The sequence below is a fragment of the Tolypothrix sp. FACHB-123 genome, from assembly GCF_014697075.1.
In the GTDB taxonomy this organism is placed as follows: Bacteria; Cyanobacteriota; Cyanobacteriia; order Cyanobacteriales; family Nostocaceae; genus Aulosira.
Window position 1 is genome coordinate 63,660 of the sequence record NZ_JACJRE010000008.1, and the last position, 23,489, is coordinate 87,148.

Genomic DNA, 23,489 nt, shown 5'->3' on the forward strand with positions numbered 1-23,489 from the left:
TTGGTAATTGGTAATTGGTAATTTGTTATTAGTCAGCATGATTGAGCAAAATAGCTGACAACTAACAGCATCCATCACTGATTACCAAAATTTCAAATCTAAAATTTAAAGTTGAATAACTGAACTATGCAAAATTTGCAGAATTTTCGCGATTATTACGAAATTTTAGGAGTACCTAAAGAAGCCTCAGGAGAGGAGATTAAAAAGGTTTATCGTCGCTTAGCAAGACAGTATCACCCTGACTTAAATCCTGGAAACAAAGCAGCTGAGGAGAAATTTAAAGATATTAGCGAAGCGTATGAAGTCCTTTCCGATCCAGCCAAGCGATCGCAGTACGACCAGTTTAGCCGCTACTGGAAGCAAAAAGGCTTTAATAAACAAACGCCAAAGGCTAAAGATTGGAATAATCGCGCTAACAACCGCAACAATCAAGAAGTAGATCCTAGCCAATTTGCAGATTTTGAAAGTTTCATTAATCAAGTAATTGGTGTTGGTGGGCGGAAAAGCAGCAAAAATGGTGCAGCTAGCAACACAGATAGCGATCCATTTCGTTCTACTAAAAGTAGAGTAGAATACACCGTACCCAAGAGCCAACCCCGTCCCACCCGTCGCGATATCGAAGCCAGATTGACTCTACCATTAGAAAAGGCTTATTTTGGTGGTAATGAGCGCATTCGCCTAGAAGATGGGCGATCGCTTGAGGTAACTATGCCGACGGGAATGGTTACAGGTCAAACTATCCGTCTGCGTAACCAAGGCATTGGTGGCGGTGACTTATACTTAAAAATTACCGTCGAACCCCATCCTTTATTTAAACTAGATGGTTCTAATATCTTTTGCCAAATACCTGTAACTCCCAGCGAAGCAGTCTTAGGGGGACAGGTAGAAGCACCAACTTTGGATGGCCCTGTCAAAATGACCATTCCTCCAGGGGTAAGATCTGGTCAAAGATTTCGGTTGGCGAATAAAGGTTACCCGAATGAAGCAGGTAAACGTGGCGATCAATTAGTAGAAATTCAAATCATCACACCAAAAACTATTAGTGAAGAAGAAAAAGAACTATACGAAAAAATTCGCCAAATTGAAACCTTTAAACCCCGCGCTGATTTAATCGGTTTGGGATAAGACTGTGGATATCAAATAAAGAATAATTTGCTTGTGGATGAATTACAGTAAAAATTCTGTAGGAATTGCGCTGAGTTTTTTTAGCAAAAAATTAACCGCCAAGTACCCATTAAATGCGCAGTGGTGAAGCAAATGTCATCTGCTTCCATGACTGGGAGCAACTACTGTTAGCGCCGCGTTACTATGTATAAGAAAGTTACCATATAATGAATTTTAAATATATAAAACAAAAAATTTACCCGATTATTAAAGTTATATCAATAGTACTGATATCCAGCGTCATTGGCTTAGAATTGGGCAATATTTATTTAATTACTAATCAGATTAATTTACCTAGCACTGTAAATCCGATTTTTTGGATTGGTCGCTTTGCTGTTGTTGCTCATTTAATTGAGGCGGCGATCGCAGGTTTTTATGCAACTTCTAAACAAAAGCAGCCAGTACAATATGCTATTTATACCTTCTTTGTCGGGACAGTTGGGTTATTAGAATTATTTGAGCAAGAAGAATAGAATCATTCATCCTCATATCGTCAAGCTGACATGGAGTAAACAAGCATAATTACTTAGGAAAATTTAGATTTTATCTATATAAAATAATACATAATTAGACAAATACACCAATTATGTATCTGTCTAAAAATTTTAGTAGATTCCTCTTGTAGAGTTCGTATCACCAGTAACTCAAACCAAAGTCTGACAAGGATTGTAGGTTGCTGGTGTTTTTTTATTGTGCTAAAAATTCAAGCTTATCAATTAACAAGAATAACAATCATAAAAGCGCGATCGCGGGCGCAAATTTTATCTTACACCCGAACCAACTTGCTTCTAGCTTCCTCTGCTAAAAACTGCGCTACTTGTTCATTAATCTCCCTTTTGACAATTTGACGATACTCAACGAAATGTTCGATTTGAGCGCAAACTGACAGATAGCTACTTAAACCGCCTGGATTGTAGCGATACATATTCCAAAGATTACGCCAGAACTGCCACCGAGTGTTACGAAGAACGCCTTGCCGCCAACATATAGTTAATAAGGCACGAATTGTTACCCAATTCAGCGGTTTTTTCGCATTTTTACCCTTTTTGGGATAAGTCGCCTCACCCAGAATTCGGTAGTGGCGATAAGCACGATCTAAGAACTTTGTTGGCTCATATAATTGCCAAAAAGCCTCCACATACTCGTTGGCGATTTCCTCTAAGGGGCGAGTCGGTACATAATTCATCAACGTGGTTTGGTTGATGTTAGCTGATTTAGTGCGAAGTCGTCCTTCTTTTTCTAAGCGATGCCAGAGGGCAGTATCAGGCAATGCTTGCAACATACTAAACAATGCTGTCGGAATTGATGTTTGTTCTACAAATTGTACAATTCTCGACCCTGCGCCAGCCTTTTCACCATCGAAACCAATAATGAATCCTGCCATTACCCGCAAGCCTGATTTGGCGATCGCATTTACTGCCTCACTCAGGGAATCCCTTGTGTTTTGATGTTTTTGGGTGAGAGTCAAACTAGCTTCATCTGGTGTTTCAATCCCCAAAAAGACAGCACCAAAATTGCATTGCACCATCAAATCCATTAATTCTTGGTCGTTTGCCAAATCGACTGAGGCTTCTGTGGCAAAGGAAAAAGGATACTGATGTTTCACCATCCAAGGTTTTAGTTCTTTAAGGAACAGTTTGACATTGCGTTTATTGCCAATGAAATTGTCATCTACCATGAAAATGCTGCGTCGCCAACCCAACTCGTAGAGACGATCTAGTTCCTTCAGTAATTGTTCTGGTGTTTTTGTCCGCGGCTTGCGACCGTAAAGCACAATGATATCGCAAAACTCGCACTGGAAGGGGCATCCTCGTGAAAACTGTACTGACATTTCTGCATAGGCATCGAATTCCAACAGATCAAACCGCGGAATGGGCGTATGGGTAACATCTGGTCTTTCGCCATTGGCACGGAAGATTCCAGATTGATCGCCCTGTGCGATCGCACGGGTAAACAGGGGTAAAGTGATCTCTCCTTCATCCAAAATTAAATAGTCTGCCCCTACCTCCATCACTTCCTGAGGTAATGCAGTTGCGTAAGGCCCACCTACTGCTACCCGTTTTCCTCTGCGTTTTGCCTCCTGAATTTGCTTTAATAAGTCTTCCTTCTGCACGATCATGGCGGACAGAATCACCAAATCTGCCCAATCCCATTCTGCTTGGTTAACTTCGCGGACATTACGATCAACTAGCTTAAATTCCCATTCCTGCGGCAAAATAGCGGCAACTGTTACTAACCCAAGCGGCGGTAACATCGCTTTGCGATTGAGCAATGCCAAGGTCTTCTCAAATGACCAAAAGCTTTTGGGAAACAGGGGATACAGGAGCAAAATATTCATCAAAAACCTCCAATAAACTGTATCCTTCACTGAGACTGAATGGTGTATTCAACATACCACTCACTTGCGAGTAAGATACACGCTAATTAACTTAGATTACTAGAATTCTGTGTATTTGGCTCGGTTAACAGGCGAGTAACTGCATACTATTGATAAATATGTTTTTAAAACAGGATTAAATAACTACTAGCAGCTAATTTTAGGTAATATTCTCAGTAATGGTGGGCACGGCCCACCCTAACAGTAGATTGCCAGAAATTTTCCTAATTATAGGCGGTTACAGGACGTTGTTTGGGTTCGGGAATGGGACGTTTTAATTTTTGGGCAATTTCGACCCATTCTTGCATGATAACTTCTAAATATTGCAGTGCTTGCTGATAGGTTTCCCCATCAGCCACGCAACCGGGTAAATCTGGAACTTCGGCAATAAACGCTTGGTCTTCTTCGCTCCAGTAAAGAATTATTTCATACCGAAATTTCATGTTTAATTCCTATCTGGTACTTAAGAATGACTGAGCGCACGAGTTTTACTTGATAGGCTTTAGCTTTTCCATTTTTGTGTTGGAGATTCAATATTTCTGCAATACCTTTTTTGGTAAAAATATAATGTCCGCCACGAATTTGCTCATCAAAGCCTAGTCTGTTTAACAGTTGCCAGAGTTGAGCGAAAGGAATTGCTGTATCAGCAGTCCCCGCTAGGATTTTTGCTAATATCGGGTCTGGTTGACTCACTTGTTTGACAATCTTTTACTGATTCTATAGTCTCTTATTTATTTAAGAGTGTTTTGATGTTTATAGCATGTCTTAGTTGAAAATGGGGTATCCCTTCGGCTACGCTCAGGGCAAGTGGGCATTGGGCATTGGGTATTAATTTTTATCTGCATTAATCTGTGGTTTCTTGTTGTCTGATATTCTGAGTTTTGCCAAAGTTTTATTGGCTACCAAAAACAGTTTTTTACTGAATTCACAAATTGGCATCTTTGCGATCTTTGCCTACTAATGTGGGGGTAGGGCTGGTTTGGACTGGGGAGGTATTTTTTAAAGCCGCCCAGCTACTAGCAATTGGCATTCGCCAACCAGTACCAAAGGCGCGATCGGTAATTTTTAAGCCGGGAGGTGCTTGGCGGCGTTTAAATTCGGCACGGGCTAGCATTTGAATGACGCGATCTACAATCACTGGATCGTGTCCGGCGCTAACAATTTCGGCAGCGGCTTCGTGTTTGTGAATCAGCCGCTCTAAAATATCGTCTAAAATTTCGTAAGCTGGTAGCGAATCTTGATCGACTTGTCCCGGTTTGAGTTCTGCACTGGGTGCTTTGGTGAGAACATTTTGGGGAATGATTTCGCCCTGACGATTTAACCAATGGCAAATTGAATATACACGAGTTTTGGGAACGTCAGCTATAACTGCTAACCCGCCATTCATATCACCATATAAAGTACAGTAACCTACCGCCATTTCCGATTTATTACCAGTGGATAACAGAAGATAACCAAATTTATTGGCGATCGCCATTAATAAGTTACCCCGAATCCGCGATTGCAGATTTTCTTCGGCGATACCGAATTCCGTCCCTGCAAATAACTCTGCTAAGGAGTTATCAAAGGTTTGCATCGGTTCGGCAATGGGTAAAATGGTCGTTTTTATACCTAAATTTTCACCCAAAGCTAAGGCATCGCTGATAGAATGCTCGGAACTGTAGGGAGATGGCATCAGTACACCGAAGACATTTTCTTTACCTAGTGCGGCAACTGCGATCGCGGCGACTAAGGAAGAGTCAATTCCCCCACTTAAACCGAGTACAACTTTCGAGAAGCCACACTTCCTGGAATAGTCGCGCACGCCTAAAACCAAAGCTTGGTAAATTTCTTCGTCTGACGACTCATAGACATGTGCTACTTTCCCTGGCTTAAAATCTCGTTGTTTTTCATCAAATTCCACCACGAGTAAATCAGTTTCAAAGCCACGGGCGCGAGAGACAATTTCACCTTGACGACTCAAAGCGAAACTGCAACCATCAAATATCAGGTCATCATTACCGCCAACTTGGTTAGCATAGATCATCGGTTGTTGAAACCGCACCGCACTATGCTTGAGCATCAATTCTCTAAATTGCTGCTTACCGACACTGTAAGGAGAAGCGGACAAATTCACAATTAAATCTACACCTAAAATTGCTAAATCCGCGATCGGGTTAACTGCATAAGTGCGTTTACCCCAAAATTCCTCATCATTCCATAAGTCTTCGCAAACAGTCACACCAATATGCAGATCGTCCAAGGTGAAATAGTTGGCTTGTAAACCTGGTTCAAAATAGCGGTTTTCATCAAAGACATCATAAGTAGGTAACAGCCGTTTATGAAAAATTTGCTTTACCTGTCCGCCAATTAACAAAGCGATACTATTAAATAAAGGTTTACCACCTGTAGTATGGACTTTGAGATTTTCGTCTACTGTCCCCACCAAAACAGCTAAATTCGGTGGTAAATCGCGCGCCAATTTTTTCAGGGTAGTACCCATAGCTGCGACAAAACTAGGATTTAACAATAAATCTCTAGGCGGATAACCACACAAAGACAATTCTGGCGTTAATAATAACCGCGCACCAGAGGCTACAGCTTTTTGTGCAGCTTGGAGAATTTGTTGCGCATTTGCGGTTAAATCACCAATTTTTGGATTGAGTTGAGCGATCGCTATTTTCATATTTTTTATTGGGCATTGGGCATGGGGCATTGGTCATTGGGCAATAGTCATTTGTATGTTGACTGTTGTACGGGCGGGTTCACAAATATCCTCACTGATCAACGATAATTCTCAATAAACCCGCCCCTACTGACTCTTGACTCTTGACTTTTTAATTAAATAAATACCAAGGGCTTATCTTTAAATGGCGCAAAAGCTTCGGCGTCAAACTTATATAAACTAGCGGGACGGCCTGCACCACGGGATACTTTAATTCCGGTATCGCACAAAAAACCTAATTTGAGTAGACGCGAGCGAAAATTAGAATAATCGGAGAAGTTTTCGCCTAAAACTGTGGTGTATAACTGATATAAATCATTTAACGTAAACATTTCTGGTAATACTTCAAACGCCACGGGGCTGTACTCCAATTTATTGCGCAAACGCCTGTGTCCGTAAGCCAAAATTTGATTATGGTCAAAGGCTAATTGGGGCAATTGTTTAACTGGATACCAAGCTATTCCCGTGACGCCATCAGCAATTAATTCTGCTTCTTCAAACCGCACGAGGGCAAAATAACTTACCGATAGATAACGCACGTTGTAACTATCGTTAGCTTCTCTGGGGTCGCGCTGGGGGCCGCCAAAGGTATATAACTGTTCTAAATAGAGATTATTTACTCTAATTTTTTCAGCCATAATGCGATAGGCTGCATCTTCTAAAGATTCTCCTTGACGCACCAAAGTACCAGGAAGACTCCAACAATTTAAAAATGGCTCTTGCTGGCGCATAATCAACAGCACGAGCAGTCGATTTTGGGCAGTATCTACAGAAAAAATTACATTATCAACGCCAACCTTGAAATCAGCCAAAGGTTGTTGATTTACCGGAGTTGGAAACTTTTTGTGGTTTCGTCCTGGCATTTGTACAAATGCTCTCGATTAATATAGGCGACTACAGGGGGGGTGAGGGCATGGGAATCTCCATGTTCGCGGTAAGCTGTGGAAGAAATATCTAGTCCAGTTAAGCTGGCGATCGCAATTTTCCCGCCTAGCTTTTGCACTCCCTCTAAACTAGACTCATCTATCGCATATCCCGGTCGCGGCACTACTAATAATTGCACTTGCCGCAACAAATCTTCAACTTGATACCAGCGGGGTAGTTGATTGAGCAAGTCGGAACCAATTACCAAGGTATAGTCGGTATCTTCTCCCCAACGAACTTTGGCTTTTTCCAAGGTTTCTAGGGTGCGATAGCTACTTAATTCTTGTTCCAAAGCAATATTGTGGCGTGATGTGGGGATATCCGCAATCAACAAGCGCAACATCGCCGCCCGATGTAATAATGCAGTTTGATGGGATTTAAACGGATTATCCGCCGCCCAAACCGCTACGCGATCGTAACGTTCCGACAACCAACTCAAAATCGCCTGATGTCCCGCAGTTGGAGGATCTGCACTAGTTCCAAACAAAGCAATTCTCTGCATCTTAACTCTGTGCCCTCTGCGCCTCTGTGGTTTGTTTCTTCGTCTTCTGTGTCAACTCCTGCAACTTTGCAGAAATTTCCACATTCACCGATACAGGATGCTGTAATTGCCTTGTTTCTTCTGGTAAACTGGCAACCGATGCGGCAGTTCGCTGGCGAATTGTCTCTATAGTTTCAAATGGTTGCAGTTGCTTCCCAGCTTTCATTACCAATTGCAGTAGCGGTTCTTCCCCTACAGCATTTTCCGAGGCTAATCCTAATCTATCGACTTGAATTTTCCCTCCAGCAAAGGAGCGAAATATTTGCTTGCGTCCGGGATAGGTAGCTTTGTCACGGGATTCTTTCATGACTGGGATACCATCAATTTCTACAAGTTTATAAACACCATTGACAGGCGCACCCGTAACTAGCTTTGTACCCAAGCCATAACCATCAATTTGCGCACCCTGGGCTTGTAAGCGAGCAATTTCCCATTCGTCTAAGTCGCCGCTAGCAAAAATTGTCACATCCGGCAGGAGCGATCGCACTGCTTTGGATAAATTCACCAAATCTCCCGAATCTAATCTGACTCCCGTCAAATGAATTTCTCCGGAATTTACTTTTGTTGCTAATTGTTCCGCCGCCGCGATGGTATCATAAGTATCAATTAACAATGGCGCACCCGGAAAATACCGATGAAAAGCTGTAAAAGCTTGTTCTTCAGTTCCTGCCATTGCTGACAGTGCCATCACCAAGGCGTGAGCCATCGTACCACTTGGTTGTTGATCGAGTTGTAGCGCCGCTAACACATTAGAAGTCGCATCCAACCCACCAGCTAAAGCCGCCCGCGCCGCCCACAATGAGCCTTGGGGGCTAAATGCCCGTCTGGTACCAAATTCTAAAAGTGTCGCTTGTTCTCCCGCTACATCCCTGAGTCTGGCGGCTCTGGTGGCAATTAAAGTTTGATAATTAATTGTATTTAAGAGATAGGTTTCTACTAACTGTGCTTGCCAAAGGGGAGCTTCAATCCGCAATATCGGCTGATTAGCAAATACTGCTGTTCCTTCCGGTACCGCCCAAACATCGCCAGTAAAACAGCCATCAGCTAGCAACGCCCAAAAGCGATCGCTTGCATGAGCAAAAATCCCCGTTCTTTGCAAAGCTGCTATCTGAGATTCACTAAAACGCAATTTTTGCAAATATTCCAAGGCTTGGGCTAACCCCATCGCAATTAAATAGCCAAAACCCTCTGGTAACCGCCGCACAAATAACTCAAAGCTGGCTGGTTTTTGTTCTACACCTTCACCTACATAACAAGCCGCCATTGTTAGTTGATAAAGGTCAGTCAGCAAGCTGTAATCAACCGCAGCTAAATTTAGTTCTGGCTGTGGTTGATTATTTGTATATCTTTCCAAGTCCGGGAAAGTGGTCATGCCGGAGCGTCCTTACAAGAATGCTTGTTATATTTATGGTAGATTTTACCATAAATCTTGTCAACCCTTGGAGACTGTCTTCAATTTATCTACACAAAACTGAAGCTTTACGACCCAATTAATTTAAATATTGCTATTAAATTCATATTTATTAATAGTTTTTGAGCAATATATCGAAAGTTATCTTTTGGAAGTATAATGAAATGTAAAGATGACAGTTCTACAACAATTAGCAGAATATTGGGACTCAAAGACTGGAACAAAAAGCTAGTTTACAATTAGAATTAATTACATAAGTAGCAACAGCAAATAAGCTAAAGTATTGCAAACATATCTGAAAAATAATTGCAGAGATTGTTGATATATTGAGAATTTAAGCAAAGGCAGAATATCAGAATTAAAGTATAGACATAACCAAAGAAAGCGACTCGGAAAATAGGAGTCTAACATTATGTCTATTTCTAGAATCATTGCTAGCATTACTCAGTTTATTTCTGAAGCCGCAATGCGCATTTTTGGCCCTAACGATGATGCTTATCCAGAAATTGGCGTTCAACCTTTTACAGGCGATCCCTATAAAAAAGGTATGGCGGACTATTGGTAAAGAGATTAGCCGGAAATGACAACTTTACTATTAATAAACTAAAGGCGTGAGGTTCTTACCCACGCCTGTTTATTTGAGGATACTAATATTAAGTATGTTCAATCCTGAGGGAATGTAAAACCTAAAAATCAAAATCCCCTATTTGAATTTTGCTGAAGTTTAATCTGAGCTTAACAAAAATCAATGTTAATTTAAGTAGTGCAGCTTGATCGTCCAAGAGCGATCGCTAATTCATAATGAGAGCAGATAGTCCTACTCAAGGCTGAGTAGATTTTTCTAGTAGCGCTTTTTGTTGTAACCAATCCTTACCTAGTTGGATGCTAATATCAGAACCGATATTACCCGTGCTTTCTACGCGAACTTCGCCAAATCCCAAAAGATCGCGAATTGAGCCAGCGCTATTACCATCTCCTTGTTGAGCCACAATGTTACTGACATCTAAAGGTTCAGTCCAAGGCTTTGTGACATAAACATTGCGATATCCCGCCTTTTCCAAAGCTCTAATTAAAGGACGCAAGGTATTGTAATCGCCACCCGTACTATCTTGAATCGCTATGCGTAAAGAACCGGGTTCAGTTATTTGCTGTTCTTGCGCTTGTTGTGATTCTACACCAAAGTGTTGCGCCATTAATTTGGAAATACCCTGTTTACTTGGTAACCAATAGCTAGCGTCATATTCATTTTTCTCGCTAAAGCGACCCGGTACCATGAGCATCTGCATGTTAGAGCGATTAGTGCGGACACCAAAACCCACTAACGCCACTAATTCCTCAACATTTAAATTAGTATCAATGTGTTCTTTAACGACATCAAGCACTTTTGGTAATTGAGCCACTGTTGATGGGTTGAGTGACTGATCCATCAGCGCACGCAGCACCATTTGTTGGCGTTGAATTCGCCCAATATCGCCTAATTCATCGCGGCGGTACCTTAATAATTGCAGTGTCTGATCGCCATTAAGATGTTGTTTACCTGCTTTTAAATTGATATATAAATGCTGAGAATCATCTTGGTATTTCATATCTTTGGGGACGAAGACTGTAACACCACCCAAAGCATCAATTAATTTAGCAACTCCCAAAACGTTAATCCGAATATAGCGATCTATCGCTACCCCATTTAAGAGATTGCTGACGGTTTTAGCAGTTAAAGCCGGCCCGCCGTCAATATTGGCATGATTAATTTTTTTCACGCCATGTCCTTCTATTTCCGTGCGGGTATCGCGAGGAATAGAAAGCATAGTCATTTTTTTAGTCTCTGGATCAAACTTAATCAAGAGCATGACATCAGCCAACCCATCAAAGGAGTTTACCTGGGGGTGGTAACCCAAATTTTTGGTTTCCTCTGGAGGATTTTGAATATCTGGTGGTAGTACGCTCATCCCCATCACTAAGATATTTACAGGACGAGTTAACTGGGAAAATTTCAACCCACTTCCGGAAATGCGATCGCCATCGAAGACTGCTTCTTCTTGGGGGCTTAGCTGGGCTTGTTGCAAAGGCGTACTCGTCAAAGAAACTGCCAACAGCGCCCCTGCTGTGGCTGAAACCATTGCAATTCCGCTCATTCCGACCCAAAACCACAACCAACGCCCAGTCTTAGAGTTTTGGGGCTTTTTTTTGCTGTTGTTAGCAACGTTTCCCGACTGGTTTTCTTCCGCCGAAGTTCTTTGAATGGTCACAGACATCCTCACACTTACTGATCAAATTCGGTACATTGAGAGACTAATAAATATGCAGACAAATCAAACCATAATAGCTAATCTTAATTATTAGTGCTAACTTGCTCATTGCTGTGTTAACCACAACACTTATAGCAGTCTTTTTTGTTTTTTAAGGGCAAATTAGATGATGTGTTATTGCAGTATGACAACAATAAAGGAATTTGACCAGATCCCTGATGATATAATCTTTAATTAGCGAAAAAATTAAGTAAAACTACTGACCTAATTATTACCTAAAAATTTAAGATAAATATTTGCCCAAGACTCGCTCAGCAAAACGGCTAAACCCCGGTAAACGGTGAGACTTTCTTTGAATGACCCGAAGCATCAGCCAGACACTCACCAAAAAATAACCGGAAGTGAGAAAACTATTGAGGATTAACAAGCGCAGTCCCAAAAATTCTGAAGTTTCAGCCCCGGTTGCTAATAAGAAGTATGCCAGAAACCAGGTAAATGCCAAAGTAATAGACAGCCTGCTAGCAGCTATTTGTTCCCGATTTTCCTGACGGCGGTAGAGAGTCCACAGGGATGGGAAAACGCCAATCACGGGAATAAAGTACACAAGCAACTGGGTTTTGGGGGTTTCATGGGTATTGGGCATTGGGCATGGGGCATTGGGCATTGGGAATTGATCGTTTATATTTTCTTGTTGTTGTTTCCCTTGTCTCCCTTCCCTTTGTCCCGTTTGTCTCCCTTGTCCCCAATCCTCAGTCTCAGATGCAGGTAAATTGTGATTTCGGGGAAAATTTTCCATTTTAGTGATCCTAATCCTAAACTAGGAGGATGAATAAGAGTTATGTAGTTAGAGATAATAAGCTGTAAAGAAGGATTTTATTTAGTTCTATCCTGTAATCAGCTAAAGATGCAGACACGCAAGCTACTAGACTGGTGGGAAACACTAACGCCCATAGCGCGGATCGGAGCGATCGCGTTATTCATTCCGCTGTTAGTGCTCAATGGTTGGGCCATTTCATCGATTTTTAATTATTTTCACTCCCTAATAGTCATTTTAGTCGGAGCCTCAGTGCTAGCTTTTCTGCTCAACTACCCCGTTAGCTGGATGGAGCGTCACGGTTTGAGGCGAGAGCCGGTTGCTATTTTAGTATTTCTTTTGGCTTTATCAATTTTATTAGCCTTGGGTGTTACCCTATTTCCCTTAGCCCTTACCCAAGCTCAGCAACTAGTGGCTCGTATCCCAGAATTGATTGACTCTGGACGTTCCCAGTTAATGAGGTTAAACGAAAAAGCAGAGGTTCTTGGTTTACCCCTTAATCTTGATGCCCTAGTCGTGCAAATTAACGATCGCGTCAAGGGGCAATTGCAAGCGATCGCCGGACAAGTGCTAAATCTAGCAGTAGTCACAGTCACTAGCTTGCTAGACTTCGTCTTAACGATGATTTTGACTTTCTATCTTTTACAGCATGGTGGTGAACTCTGGCAAAGTTTGGTAGAGTGGCTACCCTCAAAAGTTCGCGAGCCTTTCTCCCAAACAGTACGCCTGAGCTTTCAAAATTTCTTTATCACCCAGCTGATTTTATCTACCTGCATGGCATCAGCCCTAATTCCCACGTTTTTGTGGTTGAAAGTGCCATTTGGTCTATTATTTGGCTTAACTATTGGTATCATGGCTCTCGTTCCCTTTGGGGGTTCTGTAGGTATAGCCTTGACTACCTTATTAGTATCACTGCAAGATTTTTGGATGGGTGCACGAGTTTTGATGGCCGCAGTCATCGTCCAGCAAATTCTCGAAAACTTAATTGCTCCTCGGATTTTAGGCAGTTTTACAGGTTTAAACCCAGCTTTGGTAGTGATTTCCGTTTTAACAGGGGCGAGAATTGGTGGACTTCTCGGTGTAATTGTGGCAGTACCTACCGCTGTAGTGATTAAAACCGCTATCAGTGTTATTCGTCCAGCCTCACTGAGTAGCGATCCTAATGAGTACACCAATTCCAGTGAAATAACTACACCCGAAGTCTCCCCAAAAGTTGAAGCGAATAATCCCCTAAGTGTATCAGAAGCTACATTACCCTAAACTGTGGAGCAGGGGTGCAGAGGAAGCAGAGGGGGTAAATAAATACTTAATGCCCAATGCCCCATGCCCAATGCCCAATGCTCCATGCCCTATTGTGGTTCCATGATTGAACCCATAAACAAAACGCTACCTGTTTGATTATCCCGAATAGCGCAAAAGAAGGGACGGTCAACAATCATTTTGAATGGTTCTGGTTTTTGCATGGCAGATGTTGCCACTATTGAGACTGAAGTTGATGCTGCAGCTTCAGTTCCTTCTTCATTAACTTCGACAAATGTTTTATGTTTCACCTGGCTAATAGTCAGGTTTTTACCAATTCCCGAGAAATTTGCTTTGTCGGTAAAAGCCTCTCCCATGCCTAAAGCTTTGAGTGCATCGTTGAGGGTAACTTCATAGTCTGCTTTAAACCGAGGTAAGCGAATCGAGCCTTCCCGCTTGCGAAACTGAGTCATCCATTGTTCCCAGTTCTCAGCATTTAAGTTTTGATAAAAAGCTTTTAAGCTTGAGTTTTGTTTAGGTAAAAAGATATACAGGCTGAATTTACCATCTTTACCATAAGGTAAACTTACTGCCTGAAACTGCCCATTCTCTTGATATTTGTAGTCGCCATCTTGCGACATCATGGGATGATTTTTTTGTTTACCAGATGCTAAGTTGAAGGGCAATGTAGTAGTTTGATTTTTATCAAATTCGTTGCTCCATTTACCTTTAAAATATATGGCATTAATCAGAAATAACATCTGATTTGGATCGATATTATCAACTATTTTATTGATTTTTCCTTGAGTATTATCCTTAACCCAATTATTGATAATATCTGGTGCTGCTGCATCTTGAAAATTTAAGTTAGTTACCTGGGCTTTATAGTAAGCCTTGTTTTTCTGAATAAAATCTGACTGGAAGCTAGCATCTTTATTCGCCCACAGCGAGTTGGCAATATTCAGTCTGACATCGCTATTAGGATTTTCTAATAGCTGTTTCAGTTCTGCGTAAGCTGAATTAATTTCGGACAAATTCATTCCCTGTAATTCTAGGGTTTTCGCCATCGCTTGTTGCGTAGAACCGCTAGCTCCGTTGTAGGTCATGGCTAAGGCGATCGCCACACTTGAAGGAGAAAGAAAAACGTTCTTTTCTCCGCTTTCATTTTTCAGGACTTCTGAAAATAATTTAAAGCTAAATTTATTATTAGCTTTAACTAATTTTGTATCAGGATTGGCTGTTTTTTTTGGCAGAACAGATTCTGAATTGGGCAAAGGAGATTGAGCCAGGGCACTCTTATCGCCATTAACCTGGGAACAGCCCAACACACTCAAAAGTACAACGCCAGCTGCCGCCAGCACGTAACGTCTTCCTAATCGAACACCGTAACGTCTTTGTAAGAAATTCTCTTTCACACCACTAAATTTCTGCCGATTCATTCTGCCACCTCACTCGCCATAGATTTTTTCGTCGTCTTTCAAGTTGAATGCTTATGACCTATTAATTGTTAACTATGGCATTTCAGCAGCAGCAGAATTTGGCGGTTACAGTTTTGGTAACAGTAAATAATTTCCTAAATTGAGGAAAAGTTATTTCAGCTACTATTTATTAATTCAGGCAGCAATCAAGAATTTACTGAGTTTTGAATAATAGTATTTGAGGTTACAAATTGGTCAATAGTTAATAGTCAGTTGTTAGTTGTTAGTTGGCTTCCTCTACCGTGCGCCGAGCGTAAAGCCTACGACGGGGAATGGGAACCCTCTTCTCCTCTTGGGAGAAGAGAAGCCGAGGCTTTGCTACCAGCCTACTTTTTAGATACAGTCCACCAAGCTAACCCATAGGTTTGATTGGGTTCGTTAACTTGTTGACGCATCTGGACGCGAATTTTGTAATTTCCATCAGTAGGGATGGGACAGAAAATGTGTTCTACGCTATCAATTTGGCTGATGGACGAGCAAACAGTGCCAGCATTTGGATTTTGCGCATCAGCTTTGACTAGATATAGGTCAAGATTATTCAAACCGCGATCGCGAAAATTATCGCCAATATCATAAAGCTCATTTTTATTGCGATCGTTGAGTTCTACCAACCTATCCCAAGCTAAAGTAATCGCTACAAAACTGCCTTGTTTTAAGGGTTGCGCTAGCACGTATTCTACAGGAGCAAGCATATCTACTGTGCGGTAATCCCAACCAAGCGCAGGCACAGGATTGGTTGGTAACCATTGACCTGCGCTAAATTGTTGATAAGCTCTAAATGCATTCAAATGACCTGTTCCCATTTGGGCATCTAAGGGAATTTTGTCATCTTGATAGGCATCAGAAGCCAGCCAGTCTTGGTTTTGTTTATCAATGATTGTTCTGGTCATTCCTAGCCGCAAGCCATCACCGCTATCTTTGACCTTTTCTGCGGAATTGAGTAATACAGCTTTCATCACCTGATGATGGCGAGAATTGATACTCCAGTTAGGCTGTTTTGTCCGCAATTGACGATCGCCAAATTCCTGCAACAAAGCCACAGTAGCGGTAAGGTGAGGTGCCGCAAAACTGGTACCTGTAACTTTATTGACTTTGCCATCGGGATTCAGCGTGACAATATTATTACCAGGTGCAACTAAACCGATAGCCCGCCGCCCACCAATATTAAATTCCTTCCCCGCTAGCCTACCGCTAACTCCTTGGTAAGCACCAGCCAGATTAGAAACGTCTACTTTGTTAAAAATCCCTTCGCGACGGGATGAAAAAGCCACGTTGATTGCATTAAAATTATCTGTAGGAATAGGAATACCGCCTTTACCCTGGTTGCCTGCGATCGCATACACGACATCATGAACACGACTCGACCAGTCAATACACATAGTCAGTAAAGCATTACCATCTAAAATAGCTTCTGGGCGTGGATCGCGGTTGAGAGGTTCGCCAAAGCTAAAATTGATGGCGCGAACATCCCCTGCATTTTGTAAAGCAACGTGTTGTGCCGATAAACACTCTTCTGGTTGACCCATATTTTTGGTCGAACCAACAGCCGAAGAATAAAGTCGTGCTTGTGGAGAAACTCCCGGCCAAGCTTTATCTTTACTGACCATCACACCAGCAACATTATAAGCATGGGGGTCAACACCACTATTTGATTTAGCCGGGCCATTACGTAAGAAAACCCCAGCTAAGGAGATAGCACGATTTTTAGATACCGCTTTATCCCAGCCGAACATTCCCGGACGACCAATTTCGACCTGACCAATAGCAATTTTTCGACCGCTTAAATTATAAGGAGCTTGGTGTAGCCTCAGCGCATCAATACCATTGGTTCCTAAAGAAGTTTGGAAAACAGAAGCCACTACTGGCGCACTCAAACAAGAAGCACCCAGTCCCAAAAATAGCCAAGTTAGTTTTTTAGTCATTTGTCAGTTGTCAATAGTCAATAGTCAGTTCTCATTTGTCATTTGCCAATAATTTATCTCCCCTACCCCCTACCCTTGTCCTCCTTCCCATAAACCTGGGAGCAAATTTATGAGCGATCGCTAAATATTTTGTTACAATGCTTACAGACGAGGATGCTTCAAAACCCACTAGCCATGACCCAAAACCTATCTCAAAAGCCCATTGTTATCTCTCCATCTATCCTATCAGCCGATTTTAGTCGTCTGGGTGACGAAATTCGTGCTGTAGATGCAGCTGGAGCAGATTGGATTCACGTTGATGTAATGGACGGTCGTTTTGTACCTAATATTACGATAGGCCCTCTAGTGGTGGAGGCGATTCGTCCGGTGACCACAAAGCCATTAGATGTCCACTTAATGATTGTGGAGCCAGAAAAGTATGTAGAGGGCTTCGCAAAAGCAGGTGCTGATATTATCTCCGTACATGCTGAACATAACGCTTCACCCCACCTACACCGTACCCTTGGACAAATCAAAGAACTGGGCAAAAAAGCAGGAGTTGTACTCAATCCTTCCACACCTTTGGAATTTATTGAGTATGTATTGGAACTCTGCGATTTAATCCTAATTATGAGCGTCAACCCTGGTTTTGGTGGTCAAAGTTTTATTCCCGGTGTAGTACCCAAAATCCGTCAGCTACGTCAAATGTGTGATGAACGTGGACTTGATCCTTGGATTGAAGTAGATGGCGGACTCAAAGCTAATAATACTTGGCAAGTTTTAGAAGCTGGCGCTAATGCAATTGTTGCTGGTTCCGCTGTATTTAACGCTCCAGATTATGCTGAAGCAATTACAGCAATTCGTAACAGCAAGCGTCCATCTCCAGAACTAGCTAAGGTTTAATCCAAATAGGATTAAATATGAAATTAACTAGACCATAAAAATAGTGATAGGGTGGACAGCATTGCCCACCCTACTTTTTTATGATTTAAGCGATGATGAATTTTTTATGGCAAATCATCTACCAATTCTGGCCCATTGAGTTGCTTTCCAAAAACTAAAAAATAAAGCTGCGGAAACTAAAGCACCCAAGTTCCATTTCACAGAATTTTTGAGTAAGCTTAGACGCTGAGAAGATTCAGTAGCTTTTGCTTGGTTTTTAATTTGTGATTTGGCTTTAGTAACTTCCGACAAGATTTGTGATTTTACTTCCTGAGGACTTCTACCATCTAATGAGCGACCTTGTCCTCTTAAAAAGTTATTTATTTGTTCTGGTGTAGCTTGGCTGAGCTGCTGTTCTACTTGTTCCGCTTGGGATATTTGTTGTTTAGATACATTAGTAATTTGTGCTGCACTTTGTTTATTGAGACGAACTGTGTTACCAATTCCCAAAGGTACCAGTAATAAAAAGATTACTGCCAACAATAAAGTTAACCAAGAGAAAAGCTTCAGACTGAAGAATTCCCATTTGTTGCGGGAATGCATTTCTCCATAAAATATCAGCGCGAAGCCAATTAAAGGTACAGGTACTCGTTCTACCAGCGAGCCGAAGGTTTGAAACTCCCAAGCCGGATTCATAAAGTTTGGTGGAACCAACATCTCAATAACATCGAACAATGCCAATAGTAGTAAGCCGTAGCCTAGCATTCGCAAAATTCTTGTTGAGCCTGTTTGGCTAAAAGCGAATTCCTGCAACTCTTGTACTAACGCGGGAATGAATTTATCACTACTTGATTTAGTCATGTTTCTAGCACAGTAAAAAAGAAAGATACCAAATGAGGAGAAGCCAAGGTTTTTTATTCAGGCTTTGCCACTATTACTTCTCATGACAAGTTTTAGTTAGAGAAATAGACAAACCATACCTTTTTATTTGCAACCATTGTTTAGTTCTTACCTCTCTATTCACCTAGCTGTAGCTAGGCGGAAAAGCATTATCGTTTGTATCAGAGTGTAAGGCTATGCATATGTGGTCTTGACACAACGCAACATTACGAGATTCGCGCTGAGACTGTTCTGGTTTTGGCTTATTGATAGTTGTCGTCATGAAAACCTTCACCAAAACGAAGAGGACGCCACCTAAGGTTAAAGCCAAAAACAATATTCGCAGTTCTTTCCACAGAGTCATCACCTTTAAAACTCCGCAACATCATAAATTAGTTCATTCCTACTACAAGGGCAGGAACAGGTAGCATGACACCAAAATCAGCACTGCGTAGGCATAGCCCGTCGTAGACATCGCCACTAAGCAAAAGTATAAAAGCTAATGACAGTCTTTACTCACAAATAACAGTTTTATCTTCTCAACGCCCTGATAAAATATCATTCTGTTTCTTGAGGATACAGCCATCGATAAGAATTAGTGAAGTACTTAATCTTTGTTTTATCTTGGTCGTAATAATTATTTTACGTATGTATCCTTAATTATACGTATTTATTCTTACGCACTTCCGTATTTGTAATCAAGAATATTGATGAATGTTAATACAATCTTTAATTTCTTTTGTTTTTATAAATACACTTAAAATTCCACCTAAAGTCTCTTTATACAAGGTTTATAACCCAAAAAACAGTATGTATTTTGGATGAATTTTATATAAATTTATATAAAATTTGCATAAAATTCTATTTAGCAGCACTAAGTATTTATTTATACTGATATTTAATTTGTTTTTAAGTATTAATTGTTTTGTCGCTAAAAAAATGTATGGGTGGAAATTTTAGACTTAAAAAGTTAAATTCCCAAAACCCATTACATATGTGATTACATGCAACTATGTATTAGTTAGAGTTTTTTACTACTGCTTTTGTTGCTGTTTTTGTTGGCGACGCAAAGCTACACCAAAAGCGCCAGCTGTCAATGTACCAAAAATAGTCAAAGGTTCGGGTACAGATTCAGGTGGAGTAACTTTAATGATAGTTTTGTTAATTCCCTTTTTAAATCCGTAATAGTTGTCATAAGGGTCTTCATCATGCAGTTGGTAAACAACTTTTTGGGTATTTACAAGGCTAGTATAAAAATCACTTAGAGTGGATGCATCATTAACATAGAACCAGCCTGTATCTAGAGTTTCACTACGGAAACCCTTACCAAAACCAGTACCAATTTCATTTCCTTTAGCATCAGTACTTTTAGTGTCAACTTCGCCCCAATAGCCAAATGCGATGTTATTTACCAGCAGTGTATTATCTTTTCCCGCATCTTTATCTTCTATCCCTGAGTCACCATCATCAAGGGTAAAACGAACAGCCAGTTCTTTGATACCACCCCCAAGTGCATTGATAATTTTCTGGGTAAAATTGCTATCGATACCGATAGTACCAGGATTATCTAGATAGTCATTTGGAGCGCCATCATCATAATAACCTTTGAATAACTGACTCGCTCCCAATTGGCTAGTTACCCTTGTATTATTCTGTCCCACAATATCTAAAACCACCCCACCTACTGAAGTAATTTCCGTGGGAAGAACTCCTTTAGTTGTAGGAGATGTGAGAGTGAAACTTGCAGCTTGTGCTGAATTTGTTGCGGGGAAAGTTGCACAACTAATAACAGTTAATGTTGCTACTTTCCACAATTTTTTGCGGATTTTAAATCTAGTCATTACACTTGTGCTCATTAACAATTGAGTAGGATACTAAATGTATCCACAGTAAAATTTGGTAGTATTGCACAACGTTTTACCCAAGTATTCAATTAGCTTGAGGTAGTAAGAAGATAGATGATAATTCTTCTTACCGGTAGCAAAATCTTCTTTTCCTAAGGGAAAAGAAAACCTTAATTTTCGCCAATTTATAAAGGATGTTAATAATTACCTAAAATCACAGCCCAGCGCTTTTCAGACAACCTCTAAATCAGGCTATTCGATGTATACGCAACTTTTTGAGCAGTCAAACCGAACTTCTACATTTCACCAGGATTGAGTATTTTTTAATATAAAAAATTCAGTAAAATCAACTACTTACAGCCGAGTTCATGAAAACTTTATGGTAAGTTTTTTAGCAAAAATATGACAAGCCTGAATACGTAAAGGTTAAGAACTGGTTAACTTAAATAGCTAGATATAAAATTTACTTAAACTTAGGGCAATTTCTCCGGAAATTTACTTTCATGGTAGGAAATTTTTGACGTAAACTTACTTTAAGGCAAAAAAAGGTGGGTAATACCCACCTCGCTATAAGTATGTATTGATATGCAATTGAGAAATTAGTACTTACTTGTGTCTACCTAACCACTTAGCAGCGGCGATACCAATAATACCTGCAACCACTGGATTGCTGAGAAACTTAATAATACCTGGTTGCTCTGCTAATACCTCACGGAAAATATCGGGGTGGTTGTGATAGACGAAGGATGCGAGCTTGCTGACATCATCAGCGTTCATTCGGCTGGCGTGATGAGTTGAAAGGCCTAGTTGTTGTTTTAGCTGACGCTCATCTAATCCTCTTTCTTTCAAATGTTTGAAAAAGGCGCGAGCGACATCATCCCGTTCGTTGGGTTTGATTTGAGCGATCGCCTGTTGTAATTCCGGCTCCATTTGGCTGGGGGGAATTCTCTCTGGATGTAAAGACCGACCAAATAACTGACGACGTTGATCTGTTGTGGTGCGTTGAGCAAAATCGTCAAAGTTTTCGTATTCGGTGCTGGGATCTGTGGTGACATCATCTAAAGATTCGACATTTCCCTGTGCCAAATCTCTCATAATTTCACGCTTGTATTGTTCGCTGCTTGTCACTTTGGTTCTCTCCTTTTCAGGTTCATTTTTTCATCACCTGAATATTCTGGGAATTTTCTCATCAACTCAGCAATTAGGTGTACTGAATTTGGCTAGTTTGAGTATCGTACTTAGCAGTTAAAATCAGCTTCTTGTCAGGAGCATAAACCAACACTGTTAAGTCTTGATTGGGGAAATTCTTCCGAAATCCTTCTACTAAAGATTTTGCTAAGGGTCGCACTTCATTAGGACGCACCTGTTGGGAAATTACAATGCCTAGTTTGTTGTTATCGCGGACATAGGCATCTTTAATTAACCCTTTAGATGTTTGTACAACCCAGTTACCAAAGCTTTGTCCTGAGGAAGTATTACCCCGTTCCAATTGTGTATAGGTTACATCTCGACCAATTGCTGGGGCATTGCTTGGGCGCTCAACTTGTGCTACATTGCTACCACCGCAGGCAGTGGTAATTGTCAAAACCAAAATCAAGATGGCGGACATCAAGATTTTGCGACTCTGCTGAAGCAGAATCATTTTTCACCTCCTAAAAAAACAGGAAATAATAATTAAATAGCTTGTTTAATTGCGCTATTTAAGTTTATGTTTTCTACCTTTCTTTATAAAAATATTGGATTATCAAATCCAAAAAACTTGCTAAAGAGAGGCGGCAATACCTCTACTATCTCCCTTGAGGTAGAGAGAATAATAGAGGTACAAACTGATTGTTAATTAGCCAAGATTTTAGTCAAAAGAGATTGGCTTGACCCTAGTCAATTTTTTTCTTGACGTTGTCTTTTACGTCTTCAATACCGTGACGTACTTCACTTTCAGATTGTTTTGCTTTGCCTTCAGCTTTATCTTCTGGATCGCCTGTGATGTTACCTAAAGCTTCTTGGGCTTTACCTTCAATATTCTTGCCTGTGGCTTTTGCACGATCTTCTATGCTCATATTCTACTCCTTGTTTTAATATTTCCTGGGTTTCAAAGTTGTAAATCAACTGCGAAACTTTTTGTGATTACTTCTACAAAGTAGCTTAAAGTTTTTACTTTAGCCTTCTGTCACAAGGTATATTAATTACCTCTGCTAATAGAGAGAGAAGATAAAGTAACAAGTAGAGTTTTTATTGATTTATACAGTAAAATAGATATCTGTCTTGCTATTTTTATTTAAAAAATTGTGCTATTTATAGAAGATATCTAATCTTAAATTTATCAATAATTGTTTCTAATTTTAAAATTTTTCTTGTTCATAAATTGAATGGGCTGTTTCACATATATGCTGTAATTATTCACGAATATATGACTTAAACCAAGCTTATTACTTGCAAGAAATGCGGGTAATCTTTAACTAAAAATTATTAAATATAAAAAATCAACCCGATTCTTTCTAGAAACGGGTTGATCAATTTAGAAAAATATTTTTGTGTTTAATCGAGAAAACCCATCAAACCATCAGAATCATCAATCTCATTAGATGCCATTGGACGATTACCGAATACTGAATAGCTGTCAGAAATTACCAACGAACTTGAGCTAATTGGGCGAATACCAGAGAGATTGATACTTTCCACAACTTGGAATGTATTAGCACCAATTGGACGAATACCCATTGCATTATAGGTTTCAACGACTTCTAAAGTACTGGTGCTAACTGGACGTACTCCAGCGATAGAGAGTTTTTCAGCAACTTCTAAGTCGCTAGCGCCTATAGGACGGATTCCAGAGATTGCAAGTGTTCCTTGTGCTTGATCTTGCACTGGTTGTTCTTTACCTGCTTCTACTTTATCTTTATTCAAGCTATTGCCCTGATTATTTTCTACTTCCACTGTACTTTCTCCTTTGAGCTTGGCACGCTTTTGTCGCGGACTGACAGCTTTGCCAGTGCTACTAATGCTCATAACTTAACCCCTCCGATTTGTTAACTGGTTTTTACAATAATTAAACTGACGTGAATTTTTTTGTATATATTGAGAGTTT

23 protein-coding genes are annotated in these 23,489 nt (G+C 40.6%); 5 read left to right on the forward strand and 18 right to left on the reverse strand.

The genetic code is table 11. The features are described from left to right. Positions 1–126 precede the first annotated feature (126 nt). Together H6G41_RS07810 and H6G41_RS07815 are read left to right on the forward strand one after the other, a co-directional pair. Entirely contained in the window at positions 127–1,125 is a 999-nt protein-coding gene (locus H6G41_RS07810; RefSeq protein ID WP_190745205.1) for a DnaJ C-terminal domain-containing protein, read from the forward strand. 206 nt (positions 1,126–1,331) lie between these two features. After that, positions 1,332–1,637 (forward strand): hypothetical protein, encoded by a 306-nt coding sequence (locus H6G41_RS07815; RefSeq protein ID WP_190745209.1) that lies wholly within the window; start codon positions 1,332–1,334, stop codon positions 1,635–1,637. Between the two features lie 293 nt (positions 1,638–1,930). Here H6G41_RS07815 and H6G41_RS07820 read toward each other — a convergent pair whose 3' ends face one another. The 7 genes from H6G41_RS07820 to H6G41_RS07850 all read right to left on the reverse strand — a co-directional run bounded on the left by H6G41_RS07820 (position 1,931) and on the right by H6G41_RS07850 (position 9,082). Continuing rightward, positions 1,931–3,502, reverse strand: coding sequence for a B12-binding domain-containing radical SAM protein (locus tag H6G41_RS07820; RefSeq protein ID WP_190745211.1), 1,572 nt, complete (start codon positions 3,500–3,502; stop codon positions 1,931–1,933). A 263-nt stretch (positions 3,503–3,765) separates the two neighbouring features. Next, on the reverse strand, positions 3,766–3,984 hold the full coding sequence (locus H6G41_RS07825; RefSeq protein ID WP_190745213.1) for a type II toxin-antitoxin system HicB family antitoxin: 219 nt from the start codon (positions 3,982–3,984) through the stop codon (positions 3,766–3,768). Further along, positions 3,968–4,234, reverse strand: a complete 267-nt coding sequence (locus tag H6G41_RS07830) for a type II toxin-antitoxin system HicA family toxin (RefSeq protein WP_190745215.1) — start codon at positions 4,232–4,234, stop codon at positions 3,968–3,970. Before H6G41_RS07830 ends, H6G41_RS07825 begins: the two co-directional genes overlap by 17 nt. Positions 4,235–4,466: 232 nt before the next feature. After that, positions 4,467–6,206, reverse strand: coding sequence for an NAD+ synthase (locus H6G41_RS07835; protein WP_190745412.1), 1,740 nt, complete (start codon positions 6,204–6,206; stop codon positions 4,467–4,469). Positions 6,207–6,361: 155 nt separating this feature from the next. Further along, a complete protein-coding gene (locus H6G41_RS07840) occupies positions 6,362–7,108 on the reverse strand; it encodes an NUDIX domain-containing protein (RefSeq protein WP_190745218.1) in 747 nt (248 codons plus the stop codon). Continuing rightward, positions 7,069–7,671 carry a nicotinate-nucleotide adenylyltransferase gene (locus tag H6G41_RS07845; RefSeq protein ID WP_190745219.1) on the reverse strand — a complete coding sequence of 201 codons (603 nt, stop codon included), beginning with the start codon at positions 7,669–7,671 and terminating at the stop codon, positions 7,069–7,071. Before H6G41_RS07845 ends, H6G41_RS07840 begins: the two co-directional genes overlap by 40 nt. A 1-nt stretch (position 7,672) precedes the next feature. After that, a complete protein-coding gene (locus tag H6G41_RS07850) occupies positions 7,673–9,082 on the reverse strand; it encodes a nicotinate phosphoribosyltransferase (RefSeq protein ID WP_190745221.1) in 1,410 nt (469 codons plus the stop codon). 451 nt (positions 9,083–9,533) lie between these two features. Between H6G41_RS07850 and H6G41_RS07855 the strand changes: the two genes are divergently transcribed. Then, complete coding sequence (locus tag H6G41_RS07855; protein ID WP_190745223.1) at positions 9,534–9,686, forward strand: hypothetical protein; 153 nt, start codon at positions 9,534–9,536, stop codon at positions 9,684–9,686. 256 nt (positions 9,687–9,942) lie between these two features. Here H6G41_RS07855 and H6G41_RS07860 read toward each other — a convergent pair whose 3' ends face one another. Both H6G41_RS07860 and H6G41_RS07865 read right to left on the reverse strand, forming a co-directional pair. Next, positions 9,943–11,367 (reverse strand): LCP family protein, encoded by a 1,425-nt coding sequence (locus H6G41_RS07860; protein ID WP_190745225.1) that lies wholly within the window; start codon positions 11,365–11,367, stop codon positions 9,943–9,945. Positions 11,368–11,650: 283 nt separating this feature from the next. After that, positions 11,651–12,010, reverse strand: a complete 360-nt coding sequence (locus H6G41_RS07865; RefSeq protein ID WP_374939411.1) for a hypothetical protein — start codon at positions 12,008–12,010, stop codon at positions 11,651–11,653. A 261-nt stretch (positions 12,011–12,271) separates the two neighbouring features. On the opposite strand from H6G41_RS07865, the gene H6G41_RS07870 reads away from it, so the two are divergent. Then, complete coding sequence (locus H6G41_RS07870) at positions 12,272–13,441, forward strand: AI-2E family transporter (protein WP_190745227.1); 1,170 nt, start codon at positions 12,272–12,274, stop codon at positions 13,439–13,441. 89 nt (positions 13,442–13,530) lie between these two features. Here the strand turns inward: H6G41_RS07870 and H6G41_RS07875 are convergent, their stop codons facing one another. Together H6G41_RS07875 and H6G41_RS07880 are read right to left on the reverse strand one after the other, a co-directional pair. After that, the gene (locus tag H6G41_RS07875) at positions 13,531–14,859 is read right to left on the reverse strand and encodes a serpin family protein (RefSeq protein ID WP_190745229.1); all 1,329 of its coding nucleotides are present in this window, start codon (positions 14,857–14,859) and stop codon (positions 13,531–13,533) included. 365 nt (positions 14,860–15,224) lie between these two features. Further along, the gene (locus H6G41_RS07880; protein WP_190745231.1) at positions 15,225–16,820 is read right to left on the reverse strand and encodes a S8 family serine peptidase; all 1,596 of its coding nucleotides are present in this window, start codon (positions 16,818–16,820) and stop codon (positions 15,225–15,227) included. A 174-nt stretch (positions 16,821–16,994) separates the two neighbouring features. Between H6G41_RS07880 and rpe the strand changes: the two genes are divergently transcribed. Continuing rightward, entirely contained in the window at positions 16,995–17,702 is a 708-nt protein-coding gene (gene rpe, locus H6G41_RS07885; RefSeq protein WP_096646755.1) for a ribulose-phosphate 3-epimerase, read from the forward strand. A gap of 114 nt (positions 17,703–17,816) precedes the next feature. Here rpe and H6G41_RS07890 read toward each other — a convergent pair whose 3' ends face one another. From H6G41_RS07890 to H6G41_RS07920, 7 genes are all read right to left on the reverse strand, one after another. Further along, the gene (locus H6G41_RS07890; protein WP_190745233.1) at positions 17,817–18,542 is read right to left on the reverse strand and encodes an HpsJ family protein; all 726 of its coding nucleotides are present in this window, start codon (positions 18,540–18,542) and stop codon (positions 17,817–17,819) included. A 163-nt stretch (positions 18,543–18,705) separates the two neighbouring features. Further along, the gene (locus H6G41_RS07895; RefSeq protein WP_190745235.1) at positions 18,706–18,924 is read right to left on the reverse strand and encodes a hypothetical protein; all 219 of its coding nucleotides are present in this window, start codon (positions 18,922–18,924) and stop codon (positions 18,706–18,708) included. A 670-nt stretch (positions 18,925–19,594) separates the two neighbouring features. Continuing rightward, positions 19,595–20,401 carry a PEP-CTERM sorting domain-containing protein gene (locus H6G41_RS07900; RefSeq protein ID WP_190745237.1) on the reverse strand — a complete coding sequence of 269 codons (807 nt, stop codon included), beginning with the start codon at positions 20,399–20,401 and terminating at the stop codon, positions 19,595–19,597. A 609-nt stretch (positions 20,402–21,010) separates the two neighbouring features. Then, entirely contained in the window at positions 21,011–21,532 is a 522-nt protein-coding gene (locus H6G41_RS07905) for a hypothetical protein (RefSeq protein ID WP_190745239.1), read from the reverse strand. 73 nt (positions 21,533–21,605) lie between these two features. Further along, positions 21,606–22,046 (reverse strand): hypothetical protein, encoded by a 441-nt coding sequence (locus H6G41_RS07910; protein ID WP_190745241.1) that lies wholly within the window; start codon positions 22,044–22,046, stop codon positions 21,606–21,608. A 232-nt stretch (positions 22,047–22,278) separates the two neighbouring features. Next, positions 22,279–22,461, reverse strand: coding sequence for a CsbD family protein (locus H6G41_RS07915; protein WP_190745243.1), 183 nt, complete (start codon positions 22,459–22,461; stop codon positions 22,279–22,281). A gap of 478 nt (positions 22,462–22,939) precedes the next feature. Beyond that, entirely contained in the window at positions 22,940–23,410 is a 471-nt protein-coding gene (locus H6G41_RS07920; RefSeq protein WP_190745244.1) for a hypothetical protein, read from the reverse strand. Positions 23,411–23,489: the final 79 nt, after the last annotated feature.